This window comes from Pseudoalteromonas rubra, assembly GCF_000238295.3.
GTDB lineage: Bacteria > Pseudomonadota > Gammaproteobacteria > Enterobacterales > Alteromonadaceae > Pseudoalteromonas > Pseudoalteromonas rubra.
In genome coordinates, this window is the sequence record NZ_AHCD03000032.1 from 107,758 (window position 1) to 130,699 (window position 22,942).

At 46.3% G+C, this 22,942-nt stretch carries 20 protein-coding genes; 14 read left to right on the forward strand and 6 right to left on the reverse strand.

All coding sequences use genetic code 11. The features are described from left to right. The first annotated feature begins 82 nt into the window (after positions 1-82). Both PRUB_RS08685 and fghA read left to right on the forward strand, forming a co-directional pair. Entirely contained in the window at positions 83-1,204 is a 1,122-nt protein-coding gene (locus PRUB_RS08685) for an S-(hydroxymethyl)glutathione dehydrogenase/class III alcohol dehydrogenase (protein ID WP_010385430.1), read from the forward strand. An 11-nt stretch (positions 1,205-1,215) separates the two neighbouring features. Next, positions 1,216-2,058, forward strand: a complete 843-nt coding sequence (gene fghA / locus PRUB_RS08690) for an S-formylglutathione hydrolase (RefSeq protein ID WP_010385431.1) — start codon at positions 1,216-1,218, stop codon at positions 2,056-2,058. A gap of 51 nt (positions 2,059-2,109) precedes the next feature. Here the strand turns inward: fghA and PRUB_RS08695 are convergent, their stop codons facing one another. Continuing rightward, positions 2,110-4,011 carry a beta-ketoacyl synthase gene (locus PRUB_RS08695; RefSeq protein ID WP_010385432.1) on the reverse strand — a complete coding sequence of 634 codons (1,902 nt, stop codon included), beginning with the start codon at positions 4,009-4,011 and terminating at the stop codon, positions 2,110-2,112. 117 nt (positions 4,012-4,128) lie between these two features. On the opposite strand from PRUB_RS08695, the gene PRUB_RS08700 reads away from it, so the two are divergent. Further along, on the forward strand, positions 4,129-5,124 hold the full coding sequence (locus PRUB_RS08700; protein ID WP_010385433.1) for a GlxA family transcriptional regulator: 996 nt from the start codon (positions 4,129-4,131) through the stop codon (positions 5,122-5,124). Here PRUB_RS08700 and PRUB_RS08705 read toward each other — a convergent pair whose 3' ends face one another. The 5 genes from PRUB_RS08705 to PRUB_RS08725 all read right to left on the reverse strand — a co-directional run bounded on the left by PRUB_RS08705 (position 5,125) and on the right by PRUB_RS08725 (position 12,736). Next, entirely contained in the window at positions 5,125-5,601 is a 477-nt protein-coding gene (locus tag PRUB_RS08705; RefSeq protein WP_010385435.1) for a GreA/GreB family elongation factor, read from the reverse strand. 78 nt (positions 5,602-5,679) lie between these two features. Next, positions 5,680-7,593, reverse strand: coding sequence for a hypothetical protein (locus PRUB_RS08710; protein ID WP_010385436.1), 1,914 nt, complete (start codon positions 7,591-7,593; stop codon positions 5,680-5,682). Positions 7,594-7,603: 10 nt separating this feature from the next. Next, a complete protein-coding gene (locus tag PRUB_RS08715) occupies positions 7,604-8,698 on the reverse strand; it encodes a hypothetical protein (RefSeq protein WP_010385438.1) in 1,095 nt (364 codons plus the stop codon). 63 nt (positions 8,699-8,761) lie between these two features. Beyond that, positions 8,762-11,809: an AAA family ATPase gene (locus PRUB_RS08720; RefSeq protein ID WP_010385439.1), complete on the reverse strand. Its 3,048-nt coding sequence runs from the start codon at positions 11,807-11,809 to the stop codon at positions 8,762-8,764. Positions 11,810-12,025: 216 nt separating this feature from the next. Next, on the reverse strand, positions 12,026-12,736 hold the full coding sequence (locus PRUB_RS08725; RefSeq protein ID WP_010385440.1) for a hypothetical protein: 711 nt from the start codon (positions 12,734-12,736) through the stop codon (positions 12,026-12,028). A gap of 97 nt (positions 12,737-12,833) precedes the next feature. On the opposite strand from PRUB_RS08725, the gene ccoN reads away from it, so the two are divergent. From ccoN to ttcA, 11 genes are all read left to right on the forward strand, one after another. Next, entirely contained in the window at positions 12,834-14,267 is a 1,434-nt protein-coding gene (gene ccoN, locus PRUB_RS08730; protein ID WP_010385441.1) for a cytochrome-c oxidase, cbb3-type subunit I, read from the forward strand. Positions 14,268-14,279: 12 nt separating this feature from the next. Continuing rightward, entirely contained in the window at positions 14,280-14,900 is a 621-nt protein-coding gene (gene ccoO, locus PRUB_RS08735; protein WP_010385442.1) for a cytochrome-c oxidase, cbb3-type subunit II, read from the forward strand. A 6-nt stretch (positions 14,901-14,906) separates the two neighbouring features. Further along, positions 14,907-15,092, forward strand: a complete 186-nt coding sequence (locus tag PRUB_RS08740) for a cbb3-type cytochrome oxidase subunit 3 (protein ID WP_010385443.1) — start codon at positions 14,907-14,909, stop codon at positions 15,090-15,092. Then, complete coding sequence (gene ccoP / locus PRUB_RS08745) at positions 15,089-16,054, forward strand: cytochrome-c oxidase, cbb3-type subunit III (protein ID WP_010385444.1); 966 nt, start codon at positions 15,089-15,091, stop codon at positions 16,052-16,054. Before PRUB_RS08740 ends, ccoP begins: the two co-directional genes overlap by 4 nt. A 118-nt stretch (positions 16,055-16,172) precedes the next feature. Continuing rightward, complete coding sequence (locus PRUB_RS08750; protein WP_040645005.1) at positions 16,173-16,664, forward strand: FixH family protein; 492 nt, start codon at positions 16,173-16,175, stop codon at positions 16,662-16,664. A 5-nt stretch (positions 16,665-16,669) separates the two neighbouring features. After that, positions 16,670-19,045, forward strand: a complete 2,376-nt coding sequence (locus tag PRUB_RS08755) for a heavy metal translocating P-type ATPase (protein ID WP_010385446.1) — start codon at positions 16,670-16,672, stop codon at positions 19,043-19,045. Continuing rightward, entirely contained in the window at positions 19,042-19,224 is a 183-nt protein-coding gene (gene ccoS / locus PRUB_RS08760) for a cbb3-type cytochrome oxidase assembly protein CcoS (RefSeq protein WP_010385448.1), read from the forward strand. Before PRUB_RS08755 ends, ccoS begins: the two co-directional genes overlap by 4 nt. Next, a complete protein-coding gene (locus tag PRUB_RS08765; protein ID WP_010385449.1) occupies positions 19,202-19,873 on the forward strand; it encodes a sulfite exporter TauE/SafE family protein in 672 nt (223 codons plus the stop codon). Before ccoS ends, PRUB_RS08765 begins: the two co-directional genes overlap by 23 nt. Before the next feature lie 227 nt (positions 19,874-20,100). Beyond that, complete coding sequence (locus PRUB_RS08770) at positions 20,101-20,829, forward strand: FNR family transcription factor (protein ID WP_010385451.1); 729 nt, start codon at positions 20,101-20,103, stop codon at positions 20,827-20,829. A 100-nt stretch (positions 20,830-20,929) separates the two neighbouring features. Beyond that, a complete protein-coding gene (gene uspE / locus PRUB_RS08775; RefSeq protein WP_010385452.1) occupies positions 20,930-21,853 on the forward strand; it encodes a universal stress protein UspE in 924 nt (307 codons plus the stop codon). Positions 21,854-22,003: 150 nt separating this feature from the next. Next, entirely contained in the window at positions 22,004-22,921 is a 918-nt protein-coding gene (gene ttcA / locus PRUB_RS08780; RefSeq protein WP_010385453.1) for a tRNA 2-thiocytidine(32) synthetase TtcA, read from the forward strand. The last annotated feature ends 21 nt before the right edge of the window (positions 22,922-22,942 follow it).

Here is a 22,942-nt window from a genome sequence, read left to right on the forward strand (position 1 = left end):
AAAGTCTTTCTTAATTTTTAAGATTATCAAACTCTCACAGCAAGTTATACTTTTGTTTTCACACTACAAAACTGGAGTAATGATGGCTGAATTTATTAAATCACGGGCAGCGATTGCCTGGGGACCAGGACAACCACTGAGTATTGAAGAAGTGGATGTGATGATGCCTAAAGCAGGCGAAGTATTGGTTAAAATCGTTGCCACAGGTGTCTGTCATACAGACGCGTTCACCCTATCAGGAGAAGATCCAGAAGGCGTTTTCCCGGCGATTTTAGGTCACGAGGGTGGCGGTATTGTCGAAGCTGTCGGTGAAGGGGTAACCAGTGTCGCAGTCGGTGATCACGTTATTCCGCTCTACACACCAGAATGTGGCGAATGTAAATTCTGTACGTCAGGTAAGACAAATTTATGTCAGAAAATCCGTGCAACTCAGGGCAAAGGGGTTATGCCTGACGGAACCACTCGTTTTTACAAAGATGGTGAGCCTATTTATCACTATATGGGCACTTCAACCTTCTCAGAATATACTGTTCTTCCTGAGATTTCCCTGGCCAAAGTCAATAAAACTGCGCCACTGGAAGAGATCTGCCTGTTAGGGTGCGGGGTAACAACAGGGATGGGTGCGGTGATGAATACAGCCAAAGTACAACCTGGCGATACCGTTGCCATCTTTGGCCTGGGCGGTATTGGCCTGTCAGCCGTGATTGGTGCTGTGATGGCGGGTGCAAGTCGGATCATCGGCGTTGATATCAATACAGACAAATATGCGCTGGCAGAAAAACTCGGTGCAACGGATCTCATCAACCCAAATGATTATGACAAACCTATTCAGGAGGTCATCGTTGAGATGACTGACGGAGGGGTGGATTTCTCATTTGAGTGTATTGGTAACGTGAATGTTATGCGTAGCGCACTGGAATGTTGTCACAAAGGCTGGGGCGAATCCGTGATCATCGGGGTTGCGGGTGCAGGTCAGGAAATCTCTACCCGTCCTTTCCAATTGGTAACCGGCCGGGTATGGCGAGGCACGGCATTCGGCGGTGTTAAAGGCCGTTCAGAGCTGCCAGAAATCGTCGAGCGTTACATGGCAGGTGAATTTAAACTGGATGACTTTATTACCCACACGATGTCACTAGATGACATTAACGAAGCATTTGAGCTAATGCATCAGGGTAAGAGTATTCGTTCGGTGATCCATTTATAAAAGAGCACATTATGGAATTATTGAGCGAAAACAAAGTCGCCGGAGGCTGGCACCGACGTTATCAGCACGACAGCCAGCATACTCAATGTAAAATGACCTTTGCCGTTTTTTTACCTGAGCAAGCACTTAAAGGCCAACCTGTACCTGTGCTTTACTGGCTGTCAGGGCTGACCTGTAACGACGAGAACTTTATGCAAAAAGCTGGCGCGTTTAAACGTGCCAGCGAACTGGGGATAGCAATCGTCTCACCGGATACATCACCGCGTGGTGAAGAGATCCCGGATGATCCGGAAAATAGCTATGATTTTGGACTGGGCGCAGGCTTTTATGTCAATGCGACACAAGCCCCCTATGATAAACACTACCAGATGTACAGCTATGTCAGTGACGAGCTGCCAAAACTTATCGAAGCGCATCTTCCGGTCTCTGACAAGCGTGCCATAGCAGGACACTCCATGGGTGGCCACGGCGCACTGATCATCGGACTGAAAAACCCAACACGCTACCAGAGTATCTCGGCATTTAGTCCTATCTGTAATCCGATGGATTGTCCTTGGGGCAAAAAAGCATTCACAGGCTACCTGGGCGCAGACAGCTCAGTATGGCGAGCATACGACGCCAGCCACCTGCTCAGGCAAAATACGGGGGATATAAAAGCACCTATTCTGGTTGATCAGGGCGATGCTGACCAGTTCCTGGCTGAGCAACTCAAACCTGAAGCCCTCGAGCAGGCCGCTCAGGCTGCAAATTACCCGTTTACACTGAGAATCCAACCGGGATATGACCACAGTTACTTCTTTATTTCGACCTTCATCGATTCGCACCTGGATTTCCACGCGCAATATCTGAAGTAAACGGCACAAAAAAAGGCGCTAACGCGCCTTTTGTTTGCTTAACATAGTATTTTAATCCGTCAGATCACCATACTGATTACTGACGTTCAGCTTGACTGCTTTATCAAAGCCTGGGATCTCCAGGGCTTCTTTACTCAGCTGCAATTCGGATTCATCAATCATGCCATCACCAAATCGATAGATAAGCTCATACTGCCCCAAATCTGCTGCTTGCTGATAACTGGCTTGTTGTTGCTTCGTCTCTGCCAGTTTGGCACCATGCTCTGCAAGTACGGCGTCACTGTAGCGCTTGGATAACATTTTCAGCGTGATGGCAGGCGACAGTACTGTTGCTGTTGCATTATTGCCACCAAACCCTTTGGAGTTGATAAATGCGATATCCATTTCACCACAGTGATAATGGTGGGTACGGATATCCAGATGCTGATCATGAACATCTTCTGCCACCGCATCGATAGTTGTCACACCCGGCATGATCTGATGACTGAAGACACCCAGCGCCATTGCTAGCTGGTCACCAGATGCCGGACCAATGGTATGGCCAACAAATGCCTTAGGCGCAGCGATTTTCCAGCCTTCGATAGCAAATGTCTCAGCAATGCGATGATAAATCAAAGATTCGGTCACGCGGTTTTGCGGTGTGCTGGAACCATGTGCCAGAATAAAACTACGCTGTTGAAGCGCTTCAGTACCTGCGATCTGCTCGGCCAACGCCACTGACTTTGCCATCGTAATGTAGTTACCCGGACCAGGCGCTGTAATCGATTTTTTCACCCCATCCGCATTAACATAAACATCTGCAATGGAGCCCATGATATCGGCACCCAACTCAAGCGCTAGCTTATCATCCATCAGGATAGTTACCTGTGCGCCTTCGCCAATAGTAAAGCCACAGTTTTCGCCAAATGGACGACTGGTGCGACGGTAATCAACCTGATCGGTGTTATCAAGCTTGCGCAAGCCTTCTTCGTTTGCCAACGCGCCCATATTGCCAAAGCCTTCTATGATCTCTGGGGTTAACGCACACTCAACACTGGCGACCACAGCAATTCGGGTTCGACCTGCCTGAATGTCATTAACTGCTGCACGTAAATTATACAAAAACGTCGCACAAGCACCTGTTGTCGAGAAAGTAGTACCCACACTGCCTGTCACATAAGCATTGATAAAGTCCGTTGGCATAGAGTTCAACCCCAATGCCAGCTGCTTAGTACTCACCCGCTCCCCTTTCATGCGACTACGAAAAAGACCACCCAGCCCTTCATCATTTACCTGACCTGCTATGGATGCTGAATAAGTGCCAATCTGATCCGGCTCAACACTGTTCATAACCTTCTGCCAGACCAGGCCAGTAGAGCGAATGGCATCGGTCGCGGCAAAAATGGTGGCTTGCAAACCACGTGGCTGATAACGACTGTTGTACATGGCTGAGGGATCAAATCCGGTTGGCAGCTGCCCTGCTGCTTTAATCGGATTGTCTCTGTAGCTATCCACTTTGACAGCCAGCTGCTCTGGAATAAGCACCTGAGCCGTTTTTTCATCCAGCATTTCAATCTGCCAGCTCGATGGTACAGGCGTCGGTAAATCACGTTTACGGCACGTAAAGGTTAAACCATGGCTATCATTAGCCTGCATTGTCAGCTTTTGCTGCCAATGTGTTGCATCTACATCAAAGTGGTTTTTTTCGATTCTGCGGATTAGTGTGCCATCAACAATCTGCTGGCCAAAGCGTGCTTCAATTTCGTCACGCTGAACGATTTCGCCTTCAGCTGTTACCAACTCCGATCCCTGTAAAGACACCAGGTTCATCAAAGTCGCTAAACCCAGGAAAGTTTCCTGCCTTGCAGCATCATCCAGGCTATCTAATACTATGCGACGAAAGCCCTGATGGAACGAGGTTCTGCCAGCGGCATTTACACCGCCCATACCTACGATAATTGGTAATGCTGTCATATCAAACTCTTATCAAATAAAACTAATGAACCGATTTTAGAACGAAGGAAAATATGATACTTTTCTTTTTTCGCCATATAACATGCAAATTACGCCACCACTAAGAGGTCGGATGAGATGGGTGCTTACAATCACCGTATTGCCTTCACGCTTTATGAGCAAATGCTCATAACGAGCGTAACATTACCCATAGAAATGCTGCGCGCCGGTGAAGCGTTTGCAAGACGCCATTTGGGCAATGAGTTTATACCGCTGGAAATTGCCTGGCTAAGTGAGAGCGGAGAAGCTGTTCTCTCATCAATGGGGGTGCCCTTTTCAGCACACACCAGTTTCAGTGCGCTAAGCGATTTCGACTACATTATTATCCCCAGTATCTGGCGTAACCCTCGCCCGGTGTTGAGAAAAAATGCCTCATTGGTTTCAAATTTAGCCCAGGCACGGCGCTCAGGTGCCACACTCATTGGTGTTGGAACTGGCGTTTGCTTTCTAGCTGAGTCAGGGATCCTTGACGGACATTCAGCAACAACTCACTGGCATTATGCTGAACAGTTTAAGCGCAATTACCCCTTGGTTGCTCTGCGCCCGGATTACTTCATCACTCAGTCAGAACGACTATATACCGTCGCAAGCTTAAACGCGCTGGCAGACGTGATTGTTCACTTTATTGGTCAATTTTATGGTCAGGAGGCGGCGAATCATGTGCAACAGAACTTTTCTCATGAAGTGCGAAAACCTTATGAAGAGCAAAGATACCTGGAGGGTGCGGTGGATCGGCATAGCGATGAACAAATAGCCTCAATCCAGTTTTGGTTACGCAACAACAGTGCGAATGAAATCACACTCCCCAACGTCGCCGCGCAATTTGGTATGAGTTATCGAACGTTCAATCGCCGCTTCAAAGCTGCAACGGGTCAGACTGCCGCGAACTATTTGCAAACAGCTCGAGTACGTCAGGTGACTGAACTATTGGCCTCAACGAATCTGAGCATTCAGGAAATAGCAATGGCTTGCGGGTTTAGCTCTCAGGGGCAACTTACCAGGGTCTTCAAAAATACGATGAATCAGACCCCCAGTCAGTATCGGCAAGTGGTCAGAAAGAAACTCTTTTCATGATCACTGTAACTCAAGTACCTCCAGCCACTGAGTTGTGCCATTGAAATTAAATTCAATCTCCTCCCCCAGATCACGTCCTTGGAGGGCCAGACCGATAGGAGACGCGAGCGTGATCACTCTCACTTCTGTGGCACCCAAAACTACTTTCAGCCCGCCTTCACAGGGGCCGACATAAAACCAGTGATGCTGACCCTGTTCATCAACTAACTCAACCAAAGCCCCTACCTGAACGGCATCAGGGCGGCTTAACGTATAGGTCTGCTCAAATGCCTGGATGGCTTTGTGTGCTTGATCGACCCGCTCACTTTGTCCTTCGGCGAGGTAGCCTGACTCAATACTTAAAGAATCATACTGAGTTTCCGCCGCACTTTGTTCATGGATCGCATCTGCACGGGCACTATCCGCAGCCTCCTGTGCCTCCTGGAGCTTGCGTTCCAGCGCAAACCTTAAATGTTCAATTACGTGGCTTTTATTCAAACTAACCCTCTTAAAACCTCAAAAAGGGCCCTAGGGCCCTTTCAAGTAAAGACATCATTTTAACAGTAACAGGCCCAATTAGAACAGGGATTCAAAGCTCCCGTCCGGGAATAAAACACCAGGGATCCCTCGTACCGTCTTCACGTCTCCGATCTGCTGGTCACCGTAATAATAACCTCCGGTAAAATTACGTCCCTTTTGTTTTATATCCAGCCAGTAGCCATCTTTTCCTTGCGCAACAATGTTATTATTGTCTCCAGAGCGACGTACATCAAGCTGCATAACCCTGCCACCGAGAAGGTAACTGATCTCAGCAGAGTTCAAATTTGTGACATTGCTGGGATCATCAACAGCCAGTTGTAATTGAAAATCAGGGCCGCCCTTGAGATCAAAGTCGACATGTAACCCGAATGCTAAATCCAGGCTGGTATCAAACTCAAAAGGAGATCGTTCAGTTGCATATAAAGTCACGGGTGTCAGCTGATTGGCAGTTTCAAAGTCACCACGTACACGCAGATTAGCAAGGATACTTTCAACCGAATTACTGGGAGACATGACCCGATCCAAGCGCAATCTCAGATCCGCCTTGGTGGTCGAGGCTGCCGTTTGTAGGGTGATCTTCCCGGCAAAGCGCGAAGTACCAGTGGCCGTTTGCAGGTTGTCATCATCAATAGAGCCATCGAACAACAAGAAGATATCGTTCAAGTCAGCTTCTAAAGACACGTCACCTTTGCGCACAGATACGATCCCGCTACCGGCAATGCGATCGCCCAAAGTTGGGCTTTTACGCCACTCGGACATTGTGACGTCCATACTGACTTCAAACCCCCTATTTAGGCCGGTTACCCGCCAGTTAAACAACGGTTCTGTCGTATATACGATGTCAAGATCGTCAACCTGATAATTACCAGGCTCAGAGTTACGAGCCGGAGACACAGCGTCGACAACATTGTAGACCGCCTCTGAAAGAGCTAAAAATGACTCTTGTACTACTTCATCAGCAACCAGAGCCTCTACCTCACCCAGTCTGGTATCCAGTTCATCACTGTACTTTTCTTCCTGAAGGCGGACCACGCCCAGAGAATCCCTGAAGTGATCAAGCAGGTCATTGTTAAACACTGTGCCAGAGTCTGCCAGCGTTACCATATCCTGCAACTGCAATGCTTCGTTGGCAATCAGTAAAACCTGGTCAACGACATTGGAAAACAGTGTGCTGTCCTTCTCGTCCAACAGCGTTTCTATAAAGTACTGATTGACCTCGTCAATATAACTTTGCCAAAGCGTATTATCGCTGTGCTTATATGCCAGCTCAAAGGCATCTGCCAGAGGTGGTATCTCGTCATCCTGACGTCCCTCTATATTTAGCTGTCTCATGATATCGGCATATGTAAATGCTCTGGCAGCATACTCCGCCTGCAACGACTGATTGATGCGACTGTGGCTCAGGTGATAAATCGGTGTATTCGTCAAAGACAGCACTGTACTGTCTAACTGCGATTCGCTCAGCAATGTTGCATAAGATGAGAAATACAGCTGATTTTGGCCAGCAATCGGTTTCGCTGCAAGAGAATATGTTACGTTCGCGGAGACGGGTTCGCCGAGATCAATTTCCTCGTTGCCATTAAGGTCATTTGGATCGTCACGCAGGGCCCGGCCACATCCCAACTTTCTGGGACAGAGTGCCTGTTCTGAGCTTGGGCTAAATTCAAATTGATACACCACACCTGCATCTAAGGAGATGGTCATTTGATTTAGGTCGTTTACGGTAAACTGCTGTGTTTCCATTGAGCTTACTTGAGTGACTGCCAACGTCCCTGAAGTATCAACAAACTTGGGCACATAAAAAGCCACAGCAGCTGAGGGAACTTGAGTAACATCATGACCAAGCCCTGGCTCAGCATCATCCACAGTCGGGGCCGGGTCACTACTTCCACCGCATGCAGTTAAAGTACCAGCCAACAACAAAGGTAAGATTTTATTGATTTTTTGCACCTTTTACCCCCTAAAATGCCAAGTTAAGAAACCAGTTCAAATTTACATAATGTGCATCTTCAATATCAGGGTTGTCCATTTTCACAGATATGCCTGCATGGCGAGTTTTAATGCCCAACTCAAAAGCCTCACTATGTGTTTCATATCCACCAAATAGCTCCCAGCTTTCTGTGAAATGGTAAGATAAAGTTGCCTGAACGAACGTGTCATCAATGAACTTACGTGCTTTTAGTGTGGTAGAGAATTGGTTGTTAATACGGTAATTGGCCCCCAGATAGTATCTGGCATTCTGCTCAAAAGTGTATTCAATCTCTTGATCATAAGCAGAGGTACGCAATCTGACAGACGGTGTTGTATCTATCCCGTCTTCTCTCTCAGAAAAAGGAATATCGGTGGTGAATCCATTTACAAACCCAACTCCCTCATACTTTGTCTCATACATCAGATCTTTAGCTGCAGCCCAAACATCTAAATCAGGTGTTATCTGCCAGCTAAGCGCCAGATCAAAACTATAGCCATCCCCTTCCGGGTTTTCTGTCGGAGTAAATGACTTAAATAAGATATCTTTAGAAAAGTAGTACTCAGTCTGTAGTTTCCCTTCAATCTCATCAGCAAAAATAGTGCCGTCGACTACTGCGTCCTGAAAGTGCGTACTTTGAAAATAAGTGAACTTTGGCGTAATGACTAAGCGCTCATCCAGCAACGTGAAATCGTAACTGAGAAAAACCCCGTTGGTCGTCGCCTGCTTACCTCTCAGATAATAGCGATAATTACGACGTTCAAATGGCAGATCATTTTTTTCTGTGTGTGTATAGCGCGCCGTATCGGGATCAAAAGCAAGTAAATAATCGAATCGGCTCTGAGCGCCAAACCCAAAGCCTTTGTATTTCATACCCAGTTCAAACACATTATAGGTAAAGGCGCTGTCACCATGAGTCAAAGGTTTATCAAAATCTTCGACAAATGCTTTTACGGGCTGAGACTCTGTGTAAATTTCACTGTGAAACTGGTGAATGAGCTCAATGTCACTGGAGCTTGCATAAGCCTGATTAACTGAGGAGACACCAAGAAGGATGAGCAATGGAGAGGTTTTTTTTAATTTCATAAACTTCACTTTTAGCAAAAAAAAAGGGAAAGGTTGACCTTTCCCCCTTAATCCAGGCCTGTTTTAATTATTTGACTGGCCTAAAAAATCGATATCTGTATATTCGATTGACTCTCCGTTGATATAGTCGATGCGGAAACCATTGGTTACCTCTTCTACGTCACCAACTTTAACCGGCTGATTGGTATCATTATTGATTGAAACGTCACCTAACAATGGTCCCTCTCCGTCGATCAGGCTAACATCGAAAACATAACCATTAAAGTTATCAATCGACACTTTTGCCATGCCCAGATCATCGTTATTGTCTTCATTTCGGATATCAAAGTGAGCGGTAAAAGCTGTCCCTTCAGTATCCCCTTTCAGCTCTATGGAAGCCAATTCAGTGGTATCATCAACAAACAACGGCGAAGGATTGCCCTGCTGGTCAACAGCTGTCAGCTCAGAGTAGAAATGACCATTAAATCCATAAGGCCCATCTACAAATTCAACCAAGTTGAATGTCTTACCACGTGAAATATCAAAATCTCTCGCATCTTCAACTGTTTGAATACTGCCTTCTACATACAGAACTGAACAAGAAGCATTTGGCATATCAATGGCATCGATAGCCCAACGTTCACATTCAGCTAAATCGGGTGAAGTAATCGCGACTGTCTGGCCCGAGTCAGCAGTCATATAGCCAGACCAGGTAAACAGAATCTTACTCTGAGCACCCGAGTTAACCTGACCATTTGCAGATAACTTTTCATTACCTTTAGTGTTTTCCAGGCTCAGTGCATAGGTATCAGTATTGTAGCTGTACGTCCAATCAGGGAAGTTCGGCGCAGTACCTGAGTGATCACCAGAATTAAGTCCAGAATCCCAAATGTCTCTCACTACGTCATAGATGATTTCACCGGCATTGAAGGTCGCATCAGCTCCTTCTTTAGTCACCAAGCTAATGGTCACAAGTTTATCTGAACCTTGCTTACCCACTGCAGTATTGACATAAACAGTAAGCTGGTCGCCCGATACATTCAGGCTGAATATCGCTGCGGCAGCACCGTCAATCAGAGTGTTTGCTTCAGCAATCGCCTGATCTGCGCTGTCTGTTGGTTCATTCTGATTTTGAGCTTCAGTCTTATACGCGTTTGCCAATGTCAACGCGGTATTGGCCGAGGTCTGAGCGCTCTGGAATGCGGTTAGTGACTCCTGAAGTGCGGTCTGTGCTTTGTCCAATTCTGACATTGCTACTTCAGCAGAGTTTTGATCGGTAATTGCCTTAACAGCAGCTTGTGCAGCAAGCAACTGTGTTTCAAACGCCACCTTTTTCTCGTCTGCGGCTTGATTGTCAGTGTTAGCCAGTGCCAGGCTGTCGTCTGACGCTTTCTTAGCGGCATCAAGCGTTGCACCGAATTCAGCAATTTTGTCATTCGCAGCAGTAAGTTCAGCTGCAATATCGGTGTTTAGCTGATCTTTTTGTGCAATCAAAGCTGTAACCTGTGTCAGCAATGCAGTCGCCTGATCTAAAGTCGGCTGATACTTTGCGTTTCCTGTTACAAGTTGCGTCGCAGCTGACACCAACTGCTCGGCCGTTGCAAACTCTCTTGCTAATAACTTGCCAAGGTTGTCACCATCCGCTTCTAGATCTACTTCTGCAGCAAATTGAGTACTCAGCACAACCGCCGCAGCACCGTATTCAACGGCTTTCTCTTTTGTCGACAGGTCAGTGCCCAGTGCCTTAACAGATTCAAGTGAAGTAGCGAATCCAGCTAGTGTAGTGTCACTGCCTTCCAACGCTGATTGACTTGCCACAACGCTGGCAATTATCGCTTCACTTTGTTTGTCAGTAGACGCATCTCCATTACCTATGTCATCTAGCTGGTCTATGACTGTATCGATATCATCTTTCAGGTCATCTTCAGAAGTTGCGCCATTATTAACCGCAGTATCTACCGCACTTTCAATATCAGCGGCAACATCATCTATATCCTCTTCAGAAACACCGGCTTCAATCAATGCTGCTCTGATTGCTTCCTGGTCGCCCGACACAATCGCACTTAACACATTACCAGCTTTTTGTGCTTCATCTTTCAGACGAGTGAAGGTCTGGCTATTGTCCAAATTATCTGTTTCAACATCAGTCGACAGCTCGGTCAACACCTCACCTAGAGAGCGACCTTCTTTACCGGCTAAAGACTGCAGTGACGAAGCGACCTGAATCAATACCAGTGCACCAGCATCAAGCTTTTCACTGCCATCAACACTTGTGAAGTCTATTGCGCCGCCCAGCGACAGGTCATTGGCAAGCGCAGCGACTAAGCTGACGTCGCCCACAAGCTGTTCGATAACCTTGGTACTGGCTTCTCCAATGCTTGCAGCATCAATGCCGCCATCTCCACCGAGCAGTATACGAGCTGCGGTTGAAGTAAATACCGACAGGTTTGCTCTGTAAAAACCGTCATCACCATCAGCGAATGACGGGCCTCGTTTGGCTGTCGTCGCGCTGTCAGATGAAGCTGGTGTGATCAGTTTAACAACCGAAAGCTCGATATCGTCTTTATACCACTCGCCAAAGTCAACCTTGCCGTTTTCATTGAAGACAGAGCCATCATCGACCTTAACAGCCGTACCAACACCACAGCCTGCAAACGCGTCACATTTAACCAGCGCATCACCATCTTTGGTGGTGGTCACTGTGATATATACGGGACCGGAGAAGTTTTCATCTACAAAGATTTCATAAAAGCCACTCGTGGTGGTTTTCAGGTCAGTTGGGTTGCCACTAATTAATGTCGCATTTGCTTTGGCTTTTGCGGCGTCTTCAGTTTCCGCTTTCTCAGTTGCAGATTCCTCACCTGCCTGAGTACGATATGCCAAATCTACTTCATTCCCCTGTGCATCCACCGTTTTGACGCTGATCATTGCGCCACTAAGCGTTCCTTTTACGGCCTTGCCTGAAATAGACACACTGAAATTAGCATCGACACTGCCCTCAACTAATGGATCAGTCGGGTTAACTGGAACATTATTGTCGTCATCATCGAAGAGGCTACAGCCTGAAAGGCCCAAGCTTAAAGCGATTGATGCTGCCACCGGTGTGAGTATTTTTGTTATGCGCTTTGCCACTAGATGTCTCCTTAAATAGCTTGCGTTTTGTTCTTTCTTTAGTTATCTGCCTGTGTGAGCGTTTTGTCAAACGAGACTCTTGGCCAAATGGGTATTCTGTTATCGCTATGTGCGGTTTGGTTAAATATAGTCAAAATGCTTAACAAAGTCATGCAAAATCGAGAGGGTTTGTAAACGAACATGAAACGCTAAGTAAGATTATTCAACAGCAATATATTAATTTAGCTTAGTGTACAGGCTAAATGTGACAGTTTTGTCACTTCCTTTCAGTGTCGGATGCCCGGTCAACTCTACCGTTAGCTGCCACTCCATAACCGGGTCACTGCATGCCCCGACCATGACCTCAGCAGACCAGCGTGTATCTTGCTTCAAGGTAAAAAAGACGGGTATTTTTCCCATATACATACTCTTCCCTTCCAGCCAGGCAGCGCGAACTTTAAGTGCCGAATTTTGTGTATCCAGAAACACCTCAAACGGAGTTTCTGGTCGAAGTGTTTCAGCTGAATGCCAAAGCGTTATTTCGTGGTTCTGACAAGGAGAAGAGGCAACACAATTCAAGGAAGTTTGCGAACTTTCACTATTTTCTGAACTTTCATGTATAATGGTACTTGGGTCTGAACAGGCCGTCAGGAAAGTGACTAAAAAAACACCGGGTAGTGTGCAATTTTTCTGCATAATGCGTAGTGTGTGACATCTTGAAAAGACATTCAGTTTATGTGGAATTGCTCTTTTCGGCCAGCCTTTGGCGTTAAGTTTTGCAATTTGTTTTGATATTGCGCAATTCGCGTACTCATTGAGCAAATGACTCGTACAAAGTTTGATTGATGTCATTATTTTAGGTGTTTGTAGTATCTTTTCGTTTGCAAAAAAATTATTATTTCCTTGCAAAAATAAGGGTTTCTCAAGCTGGTGAGAGTTTTGTTCCACGGGATGCAACTCAAACGGGTTTGTTGAAATAAAAAAACAGGGCCTGTATTACAGGTTAATCATTTCTAATCGCATTAATTGCAGCGGAATCCAGAAAATGAGCCAAACAGTAGCATCACAAACTGAGTACAATTATAAGGTTGTACGCCAATTCGCTATAATGACAGTGATTTGGGGCATCGTTGGCATGGGTGTAGGTGTCTTTATCGCGGCGCAACTTGCGTGGCCTGCGTTAAACTTCGACATTCCATGGTTAACTTACTCTCGACTTCGTCCGTTACACACGAACGCAGTAATCTTCGCATTTGGTACTAGTGCACTTTTTGCAACATCTTACTATGTTGTACAACGTACGTGTCAGACGCGTTTATTCTCCGACAAGCTAGCCGCTTTCACTTTCTGGGGCTGGCAAGCAATCATTCTTGCAGCAGCTATTACGCTGCCACTGGGTATCACATCTTCTAAAGAATATGCTGAACTTGAGTGGCCAATCGATATTGCAATCGCTGTAGTCTGGGTTACGTATGCTGTTGTTTTCTTCGGCACACTGATCAAGCGTAAAGTGTCACATATTTATGTTGCGAACTGGTTCTACGCGGGCTTCATTATTACCGTTGCAGTACTACACATCGTAAACAGCATGGCTGTACCAGTATCTCTAACCAAGTCATATTCAATTTATGCGGGTGCGGTAGATGCTATGGTTCAGTGGTGGTACGGTCACAACGCGGTAGGTTTCCTTCTGACTGCTGGTTTCCTGGGTATGATGTATTACTTCGTGCCTAAACAAGCTGGTCGCCCTGTTTACTCTTATCGTTTATCGGTCGTTCACTTCTGGGCATTGGTTTCTCTGTATATCTGGACGGGCCCTCACCACTTACACTACACAGCACTACCGGACTGGACGCAGTCTCTGGGCATGGTAATGTCTGTGATCCTGTTCGTTCCTTCTTGGGGTGGTATGATCAACGGTATCATGACCCTGTCTGGAGCCTGGCATAAACTACGTACCGACCCTGTCCTGCGTTTCCTGGTTGTTTCTCTGTCTTTCTACGGTATGTCTACCTTCGAAGGCCCAATGATGGCAATCAAGTCAGTAAACGCCCTGTCACACTATACTGACTGGACAGTTGGCCACGTACACTCTGGTGCACTAGGTTGGGTAGCAATGATCTCTATTGGTGCTATTTATCACCTGATCCCTGCACTATTTGGTCACGGTAACATGTACAGCGTTAAACTGGTTAACACCCACTTCTGGCTACACACTGTTGGTGTTGTTCTGTACATCGTAGCAATGTGGATCTCTGGTGTTATGCAAGGTCTGATGTGGCGTGCAGTTAACTCTGACGGTACTTTGATGTACAGCTTCGTACAGTCTCTTGAAGCGTCTAAGCCTTTCTACATTATGCGATTCTTGGGCGGTGTGTTCATCGTGATTGGTATGCTGGTAATGGCTTACAACGTGTACCGTACTGTAGCAGCTAAGAGTGGCTCTTTGACCACCGAAGCTAACACGCAAATGGCTTAAGGGGTGTCGAGTATGAGCAATAATAACTCTTCAAACAAACACGAAATCGTCGAAAAGAACGTTGGCCTAATGGCTATCCTGACGGTTTTTGCCATCAGCTTCGGTGCCCTCGTTGAGATCACCCCGCTGATGTTCCAAAAAGACACCACTCAGCCTGTTGATGGCTTACGCCCTCTAACAGCGCTGGAAATGGAAGGTCGTGATATCTATGTACGTGAAGGTTGTTACAACTGTCACTCACAGATGATCCGCCCTTTCCGAGATGAAGTTGAGCGTTACGGCCACTATTCTGTTGCTGGTGAATCTGTTTGGGATCACCCGTTCCAGTGGGGCTCTAAGCGTACAGGTCCTGATCTGGCTCGTGTTGGTCAGCGTTACTCAGACGACTGGCACTTTGCACACCTGATGGATCCTCGCTCTGTGGTACCTGAGTCAAATATGCCTGGCTACCCTTGGCTCAATGAGAATATATTGGACGGTCAATTAACCGCTAAGAAACTTGAAGTGTTCCGTAACTTTGGTGTGCCATACACCGATGAGGACATTCAAGGTGCTGAAGCCGCAGTAAAGGGCAAAACCGAAATGGAAGCCCTGATTGCTTACCTTCAGCAACTTGGCACACATTTGAAGTAATTTGTTATGGATTACGGCACATACAGAGGCATTTTGACTCTGATAATTTTAGTACTGTTCATAGTGATTGTTGTGTGGGCATACAGCAAGCGTAGCAAACGTCGTTTTGATGACGCGGCCAATGCCATTTTTGAAGATGAAAAAAAGCACAACAGCACAATCTCAAACGAGGAAAAGGAGTCTGAAAAATGACTAGCTTTTGGAGTATTTGGGTCATTGTATTGACCTTGGCGTGTCTGGCTCTGATCTTTGGCTTGCTGCTTTGGAACCTGAAAAACTATGCAGGTGTTGAAGAAGGCGAAAGCTGTGGTCACGAGTTTGACGGAATCGAAGAACTAAACAACCCACTACCAAAGTGGTGGACTTACATGTTCTTCGCAACATTTATCTGGTCCGTTTACTATCTTGCTGCTTACCCTGGTTTAGGTAACTTTGCAGGCTTTTTGAACTGGACAAGCTCTAACCAGGGCGTAACGTCTCTCGAGGAGTCTAAAAAAGCAATTGAAGAAGCCAAAGCAAACGGTCACTGGGTTCAACTTGATAAAGAGTTTGAAGCTGCTGACGAGCGTTTTGGTCCTATCTTCAAGGCTTTTGCTGAGCAAGACATCGAAACACTGGCAAAAGATCAAAAAGCACTTGAAATTGGTCAGCGTTTGTTCGCGCAAAACTGTGCACAGTGTCATGGTTCAGATGCACGTGGTGCAATGAGCTTCCCTAACCTGGCAGACAATGACTGGTTGTACGGCGGTACACCTGACAAGATCAAAGAAACACTGCTGCAAGGTCGTGTTGCTGCGATGCCTGGTTGGCAGGATGCACTGGGTGACCAGGGCATTAAAGAAATGACTGCATATGTACTGGGTTTGTCTGGCCGTAAAGTAAACCAAAAAGATGCGGATGCTGGTAAAGCGAAGTTCGCAATGTGTGCGGCTTGTCACGGTATGGACGGTAAGGGCTCTGTTGCTCACAACCTGCCATTTGGTGCGCCTGACCTGACTGACAACATCTGGTTGTACGGTGGTTCTCAACGTGCTGTTGAAGAAACACTGCGTCATGGCCGTGCTGGTGTCATGCCAGCTTGGAAAGATATTCTGGGTGAAGACAAAGTACACCTGCTTACAGCCTATGTGTACAGCCTCTCTCAGGAGAAATAATCGAATAGATTATAAGTTTATTTAAGATCAAAAAAGCCTCCAATCGGAGGCTTTTTTTTAGGTATTTAACCCCAAATAAGATAGAATATTGCCACTGAAATTAAGCTGTTGAGTCGTTATGAACCCTACTCCCTGGTATAAGAATTTTTGGCCTTGGTTTTTAATGTTTTTTCCGCTGGTTACCATTATTGCCTGCGTTTTCTTAGTGATTTTTGCCGTCGGTAATGGCCCGGACATGGTGGTCGACGACTACTACAAAAAAGGCAAAGCCATTAACCTTGAACTCAGCAAGTTCGATAAAGCTAAAGCCTTGTATTTACATGGTGATCTTGATGTCACTGAAGACAGAATCAGCTTTACTTTCACCAAAGGTGATCACAGTAAAGTCAATGCACTGAAAGCGTCTTTTTATCACCGCACAGTCAAGAAATACGACTTTGAAGTCACTCTGCTGGCCAATGCCGCTGGTGAATTCACTGCCATTCTGGATGAGCCACATTATGGCGCATTCACTGTTTTTCTAGAACCCATGGACCAAAGCTGGAAGCTAAAAGAAAAGCTTCAGTTACCCACTGCACAGAAAGTCGCCATTTCTCCAGAATATAAGTAGACACTATGACAACCAGTTGTTTTCATTGTCTGGAGCCCGTACCGCCGGGGTTTTCTGCTCACGTACAATTTGAAGGCCAGCCGCAGCCTGTCTGCTGCACTGGCTGTCAGGCGGTTGCCGAAACCATTCTAGCTCAGGGCATGAGCGACTATTACAAATTTCGAACCGACAGTGCAGGTAAAGTCGAAGAGCTGGTTCCGGAACAGCTAAAAGAGCTGTTGAGTTATGACAATGCCGAAATACAGCAAGACTTCGTCAGTCAGCAAGGCGAGTTGCAGGAAGTATTACTCAGTGTCGAAGGTATTAGCTGCGCGGCCTGCGCCTGGCTCATTGAAAAACAGTTACTTGGACTGAAAGGCGTTGCGCGGGTTGACGTCAACACATCAACACACCGAGCCATGATTTTGTGGCACCCAAAGCAGTGTAAACTGAGTGATATTATTAAGTCACTGCATCAAATTGGCTACAAGGCCTACCCTTTTCAGGCCGACGACGAAGCCGCGCAAAAGCAAACTGTCGCTAAAGCCTATTTACGCCGGCTAGGTGTTGCGGGCCTCATGACCATGCAAGTCATGATGTTTGCGTTTGCCATGTACTTTGGCATGTTTTCCGGTATGGAAGACAATTTCGAGCAGTATTTCCGATGGATCAGTTTGTTTTTAGCCTCCCCGGTGATCTTCTACTCGGCCATGCCATTTCTGACCAATGCTATTAAAGGGCTCAAAGCCAAACAGCTTAATATGGATCTGCCCGTCTCACTGGCCATCTTTGGTGCATACGCTGCGAGCTGCTATGCCACGGTGATGTCTGTGGGCGAAGTCTACTTTGAATCCATTTGTATGTTTACCTTTTTGCTTTTGCTCGGTAAATATCTGGAGTTTCGGGCCAGGCTGAAGGCCAGCGAATTTACTGCGAACTTGCAAAAACTGTTACCGCTGACCGCGCGTAAATTATTGCCCGATGGCGAACAAAAAATCGTTGCTGCTAAAAGCTTGCAGCTAAGCGATCAGATTATGATCAAGCCCGGTGAAACCATCCCGGCTGATGGCGTATTAATCTCTGGCTCTACGACCGTTGACGAATCGATGATGACGGGTGAACACTTACCTGTGAAAAAATATCAAACTCATCAGGTCTATGCCGGCACCATCAACCATGATGGCGTGATCACTATTGAAATCAACAAAGTTGGTCAGAATACGCTACTTAATCAAATCATAAAGCTACAACATAATGCTCTGACAAAGCGCCCGAAAATCGTCGAAGTCACAGATAAAGTGGCACAGTGGTTTGTCGCCTGCTTATTGATTTTCGCCTCAATCACAGCGGTTGCCTGGTACCAGATAGATCCCCCCCACGCTTTTTGGGTTACCATTTCCGTGCTAGTTGCAACTTGCCCTTGTGCACTCAGTTTGGCAATTCCGACAGCATTAACATGTGCCGTAGCAACACTGACCCGTAAAGGGATCCTGATTAAAGAAAGCCATGTACTTGAAACTGTGCCTAAGCTGACCAGAATGGCGTTTGACAAAACTGGTACTCTTACCGAAGGACGTTTCTCTATCGAATCAATCAGCATACTTGACAAAAGCTGGCAAGAATCCGATGTGATGGCAATGGCCGTTGCTCTGGAACGTTACTCTGAGCACCCTATCGCCAAAGCATTTACCGAACAGGTGGTTTCTCCGCGGCAGTTAAGTGACGTTGAAGTCATCACGGGAAGCGGCGTAAAAGCCGGTTTTAATCAGCAGCGCGTAGCCATTGGTAAATCAGCCTGGTTTGGCAATCACAGCTCTTTTGCTCAGGCAACGTTGTTTGTGGATGACCAACCAATCGCCGATTTTTATCTGGCAGATAAAGTGCGACACAGCGCGCCCGAGATAATCCAATATGCCCAGAGTCAGGGCCTGAGCTGCCACTTGCTAAGCGGAGACAGTTCAAATGCAGTAAAAGACCTGGCTTTGGAGCTGGGATTAGATACCTACAAAAATGCCTGCTCTCCGCAAGATAAACAACAGCAGGTCGAATCCTGGTCTGCACAGCAACATATCGTTGGCATGGTTGGCGATGGTGTAAACGATAGCCCGGTATTTAACAGCGCACATTTATCCATCGCAATGGAAACGGGTGCTGATATTTCGAAAAATACCGCCGATGTAGTACTCCTTAACAGCGACCTGAAGTCGCTACAAACCTTGCATTTGGTCGCTAAAAAAACCAAGACAGTGATAAAACAAAACCTCACTTTGTCACTTTGTTATAATGGTTCAATCTTGCCACTCGCTGCAATGGGACTAGTCCCCCCTTGGGTAGCTGTCATTGGTATGTCTGCGAGCTCAATTCTGGTGATCACTAACTCTTTGAGGTTATTGAAGCTATGAGTATTATTTATATCCTTATTCCTATCGCGATTTTATTTGTCATCATCGCAATTGGGGTCTTTTTTTGGGCCGTCAAAAGCGAGCAGTTTTCTGATCTAAATAAGCAAGGACACAGCATCCTGTTCGAAGACGACAAAGAGCAACACAATAAAAGCAATGACCGAGATAAGTCTGTTTAGCGCCTTTATCATGGGCTTGGTCGGCAGTGGCCACTGTTTGGTCATGTGTGGTGGGATTGCATCAAGTCTGCAGCTCGCCCAGACCAAACAGTCCCCCTTTGTAACCGCACTACTATACAACCTGGGCAGGTTAGGCAGTTACATGGTGGCCGGTGCACTGGTTGCCGGGCTGGGTGCTGCATTTGCCAAGCAAAGTACATTGTTTGCAAATACGCTGAATGTGCTGAGCGGTGTTTTTATGCTGCTGGTTGGTATTTATGTTATGCGCCTGGCAGCGACGCTCAACTGGCTGGAAAAAGCTGGCAAGTGGTTGCTGTGGCAACGCCTTGTTCAGCTCAACAAGTATTTGCTCCCTATTGATAGAAAAACCAAAGCATTAGCATATGGTGCATTATGGGGTTGGCTGCCATGCGGGTTGGTCTATTCCGCCCTGACCTGGAGCCTGCAAGCAAGCAGCAGCTTAAGTGGCGCCCTCATAATGGCGGCCTTTGCACTCGGTACTTTTCCTGCCATGCTGGCGGTGGGACAATCCGCTCAAATGCTTAGCACGTTTTTAAATCATAAAGCGACACGGATTGCGTTAGGCAATATTTTTATTTGGTATGGCTTTTATCTACTAATCATTGCAACGGATAAACTAGTACATTAATCTAGAGCCAGTAATACTATTAGATGAGAGTCATCTGTTTTGGTCGAGAAATGGGAGCTTTTTGACCTAAAATGATCAATGCGCGGTTTGGCTCTTCAATATTTAGTGCCTAAAACCCAACTAATAGATGGTATATCTGGGCACCAGATATCGTAAAGTTCAAGTATTAAAAAATGACCACATCTAATAGAGTATCATTAACGTGCGTCATAAATAACGGATTTGTTATGGATTTAAGTAATCGTTCAAAAAGTCAATGTACAATCAGCTGTAATAACTGCAGCATCAGCCAACTATGCCTGCCCTTTTCTCTAAATGGTAGCGAAATGGACAAGCTGGATGAAATCATCGAGCGTAAAAAACCCCTTCACAAAGGGGACTTTTTGTTCGAGTCCGGTAGCGAACTCAACTCAATTTTTGCTGTACGTTCCGGGTCGTTTAAATCCTACACCATTTCAGAGCAAGGTGACGAACAAATCACAGGGTTCCATCTGGCTGGAGACTTGGTAGGCTTTGATGCCATCAATAAGATGCAGCATCAGAGCTTCGCACAAGCTCTGGAAACCTCCATGGTGTGTGAAATCCCCTTTGACACTCTAGATGAGCTAGCCGGCAAACTGCCTAAACTCAGACAACAGATCATGCGCCTGATGAGCAGTGAAATCAACTATGATCAGGAAATGTTGCTGTTGCTCAACAAAAAGACCGCTGAAGAGCGCCTGGCAACCTTCATCTACAACCTGTCTAATCGTTTCGGCGAGCGCGGTTTCTCTCGCAAAGAGTTCCGTTTCACCATGACACGAGGCGAAATAGGCAATTATCTCGGATTGACCGTCGAAACCATCAGTCGTCTGTTAAGTCGCTTCCAGAAGGCAGAAATCATCAAAGTAGAAGGTAAATTCATTACTATTCTGGATATTGATGAACTGGCTAAAGCGGCGGCAATTGCGCTTTGATCTGAGGCAATTAACGGCTCACTTTTTCTTTATCCCGGGACGATTTAGATTACACTGTATACAGAGATGAAATCGTCCTTGCAAGATTAAGGAGCCCATTATGGAACAAATCAAACGCATTCTCACCGTCATAGATCCGACCAAACAACAACAGAACAGCCTGGATCGTTCTATCAGTCTGGCGCAAAAAACTGGTGCTAAAATCACCGCTTTTTTATCAATTTATGACTTCTCTTACGAGATGACGACGATGTTATCGCGAGAAGAGCGTGAAGCGATGAGAGAAGCCGTGATTAAAGATCGCGAGGCCTGGATCTCAGAACTCACCAGTGGCTATCAAAATATTGATATAGAAACCAAAGTGGTTTGGCATAACCGACCTTATGAAGCCATCATCAAAACGGTACTCGAGCACGAGTTTGATCTCGTTATCAAAGCCACCCATCAACATGACACACTTAAATCTGTGATTTTCACACCGACAGACTGGCACCTAATCAGAAAATGTCCGGCTCCGGTATTGTTAGTCAAAGATCATGCCTGGCCAGAAAAAGGGGAAATACTTGCAGCAGTCAATGCGGTGAGTGATGACGAGCAACATCAGGCGCTAAACCATCGTATCATCAAAGATGCACAATTTTTGTGTGAGCTTGCTAACGCCTCTTTAAGCCTGGTCAATACCTACCCGGCAACGCCAGTGAATATTGCCATTGAGATACCTGAATTTAATCCGTCTCAATATAATGAGGCAGTCAAGAAGCATCATGAAGAGGAAACCTGGGCCCTGGCACAGCGTTTTGGGTTAAGCGACTCGCAATGTGTGATAAAAGAAGGACTTCCTGAAGATGTGATCCCTCATATTGCCAAAGAGAAAAATACCGAATTGGTTGTGATCGGCACCGTCGGACGAACGGGTCTCAGCGCTGCACTCGTCGGTAATACCGCAGAACACGTAATTGATAGCCTGGACTGTGACGTACTGGCACTGAAACCGGATGGTTACACAAGCCCACTCGCACAATAAGTCAATCACTCAGATCGGCACGGAGTCAAGTGCCGATCCCCTCCCCCTCTAAGCCTGCGTGTATTCACACCGCTAATATTGCAGTTTACTGGTCTGGCGGTATAATGCGCCCTTATTTATTTTTGCCGTCATTTTTACATAGGGGGGCGAGTGTCTCACTCACAAGAAGCAAAGCAAGCATATAGCCTTAACAAGTTGCAAAAACGCTTAAGAAGGCTGGCCGGTCAGGCTGTTGGCGATTTTAATATGATCGAAGAGGGTGATCGCGTCATGGTTTGTCTGTCTGGCGGTAAAGATAGTTATACCCTGCTGGACGTTCTACAACACCTTCAGCGTGTTGCCCCTATCAAGTTCGATGTATTTGCCATTAACCTGGATCAGAAGCAACCCGGCTTCCCTGAGCATATCTTACCTGAATATCTGGATACCCTCGGCATTGAGTATAAGATTGTTGAGGAAGACACCTATTCAATCGTAAAAGATAAGATCCCAGAGGGTAAAACCACCTGCTCGCTGTGTTCACGCCTGCGCCGTGGTATCTTGTACCGCACGGCAAAAGAAATGGGTGCGACTAAAATAGCGCTGGGTCATCACAGAGACGATATGATTGAAACCATGTTCCTCAACATGTTTTACGGTGGCAAGTTAAAAGGCATGCCTCCTAAGCTGATGAGTGATGATGGTCAGCATATGGTGATACGTCCTCTGGCCTATTGCAAAGAAGCCGATATCGCACAGTATGCGCAAAGCCAGGCTTTCCCCATCATTCCCTGTAATCTATGTGGCTCACAAGAAAACCTGCAGCGTAAGCATGTCAAAGCAATGCTTAACGAGTGGAATAACTCTCATCCAGGCAGAGTTGAAAGTATTTTTACCGCTATGCAAAATGTTGTTCCTTCTCATCTTGCCGATCATGCTATGTTTGATTTCCAGGGTTTACAAAAAGACGACATCATTGATGGCGGGGACATTGCGCTCGATAAACCACAATTCCCTGACGCGCCACAAAGCACGGCACAGGATGAGGACGAACCAGTCGTTCAGATCCAGGCTATTGAGCTTAGCTAAATCATACCAATTTGCTTAGTT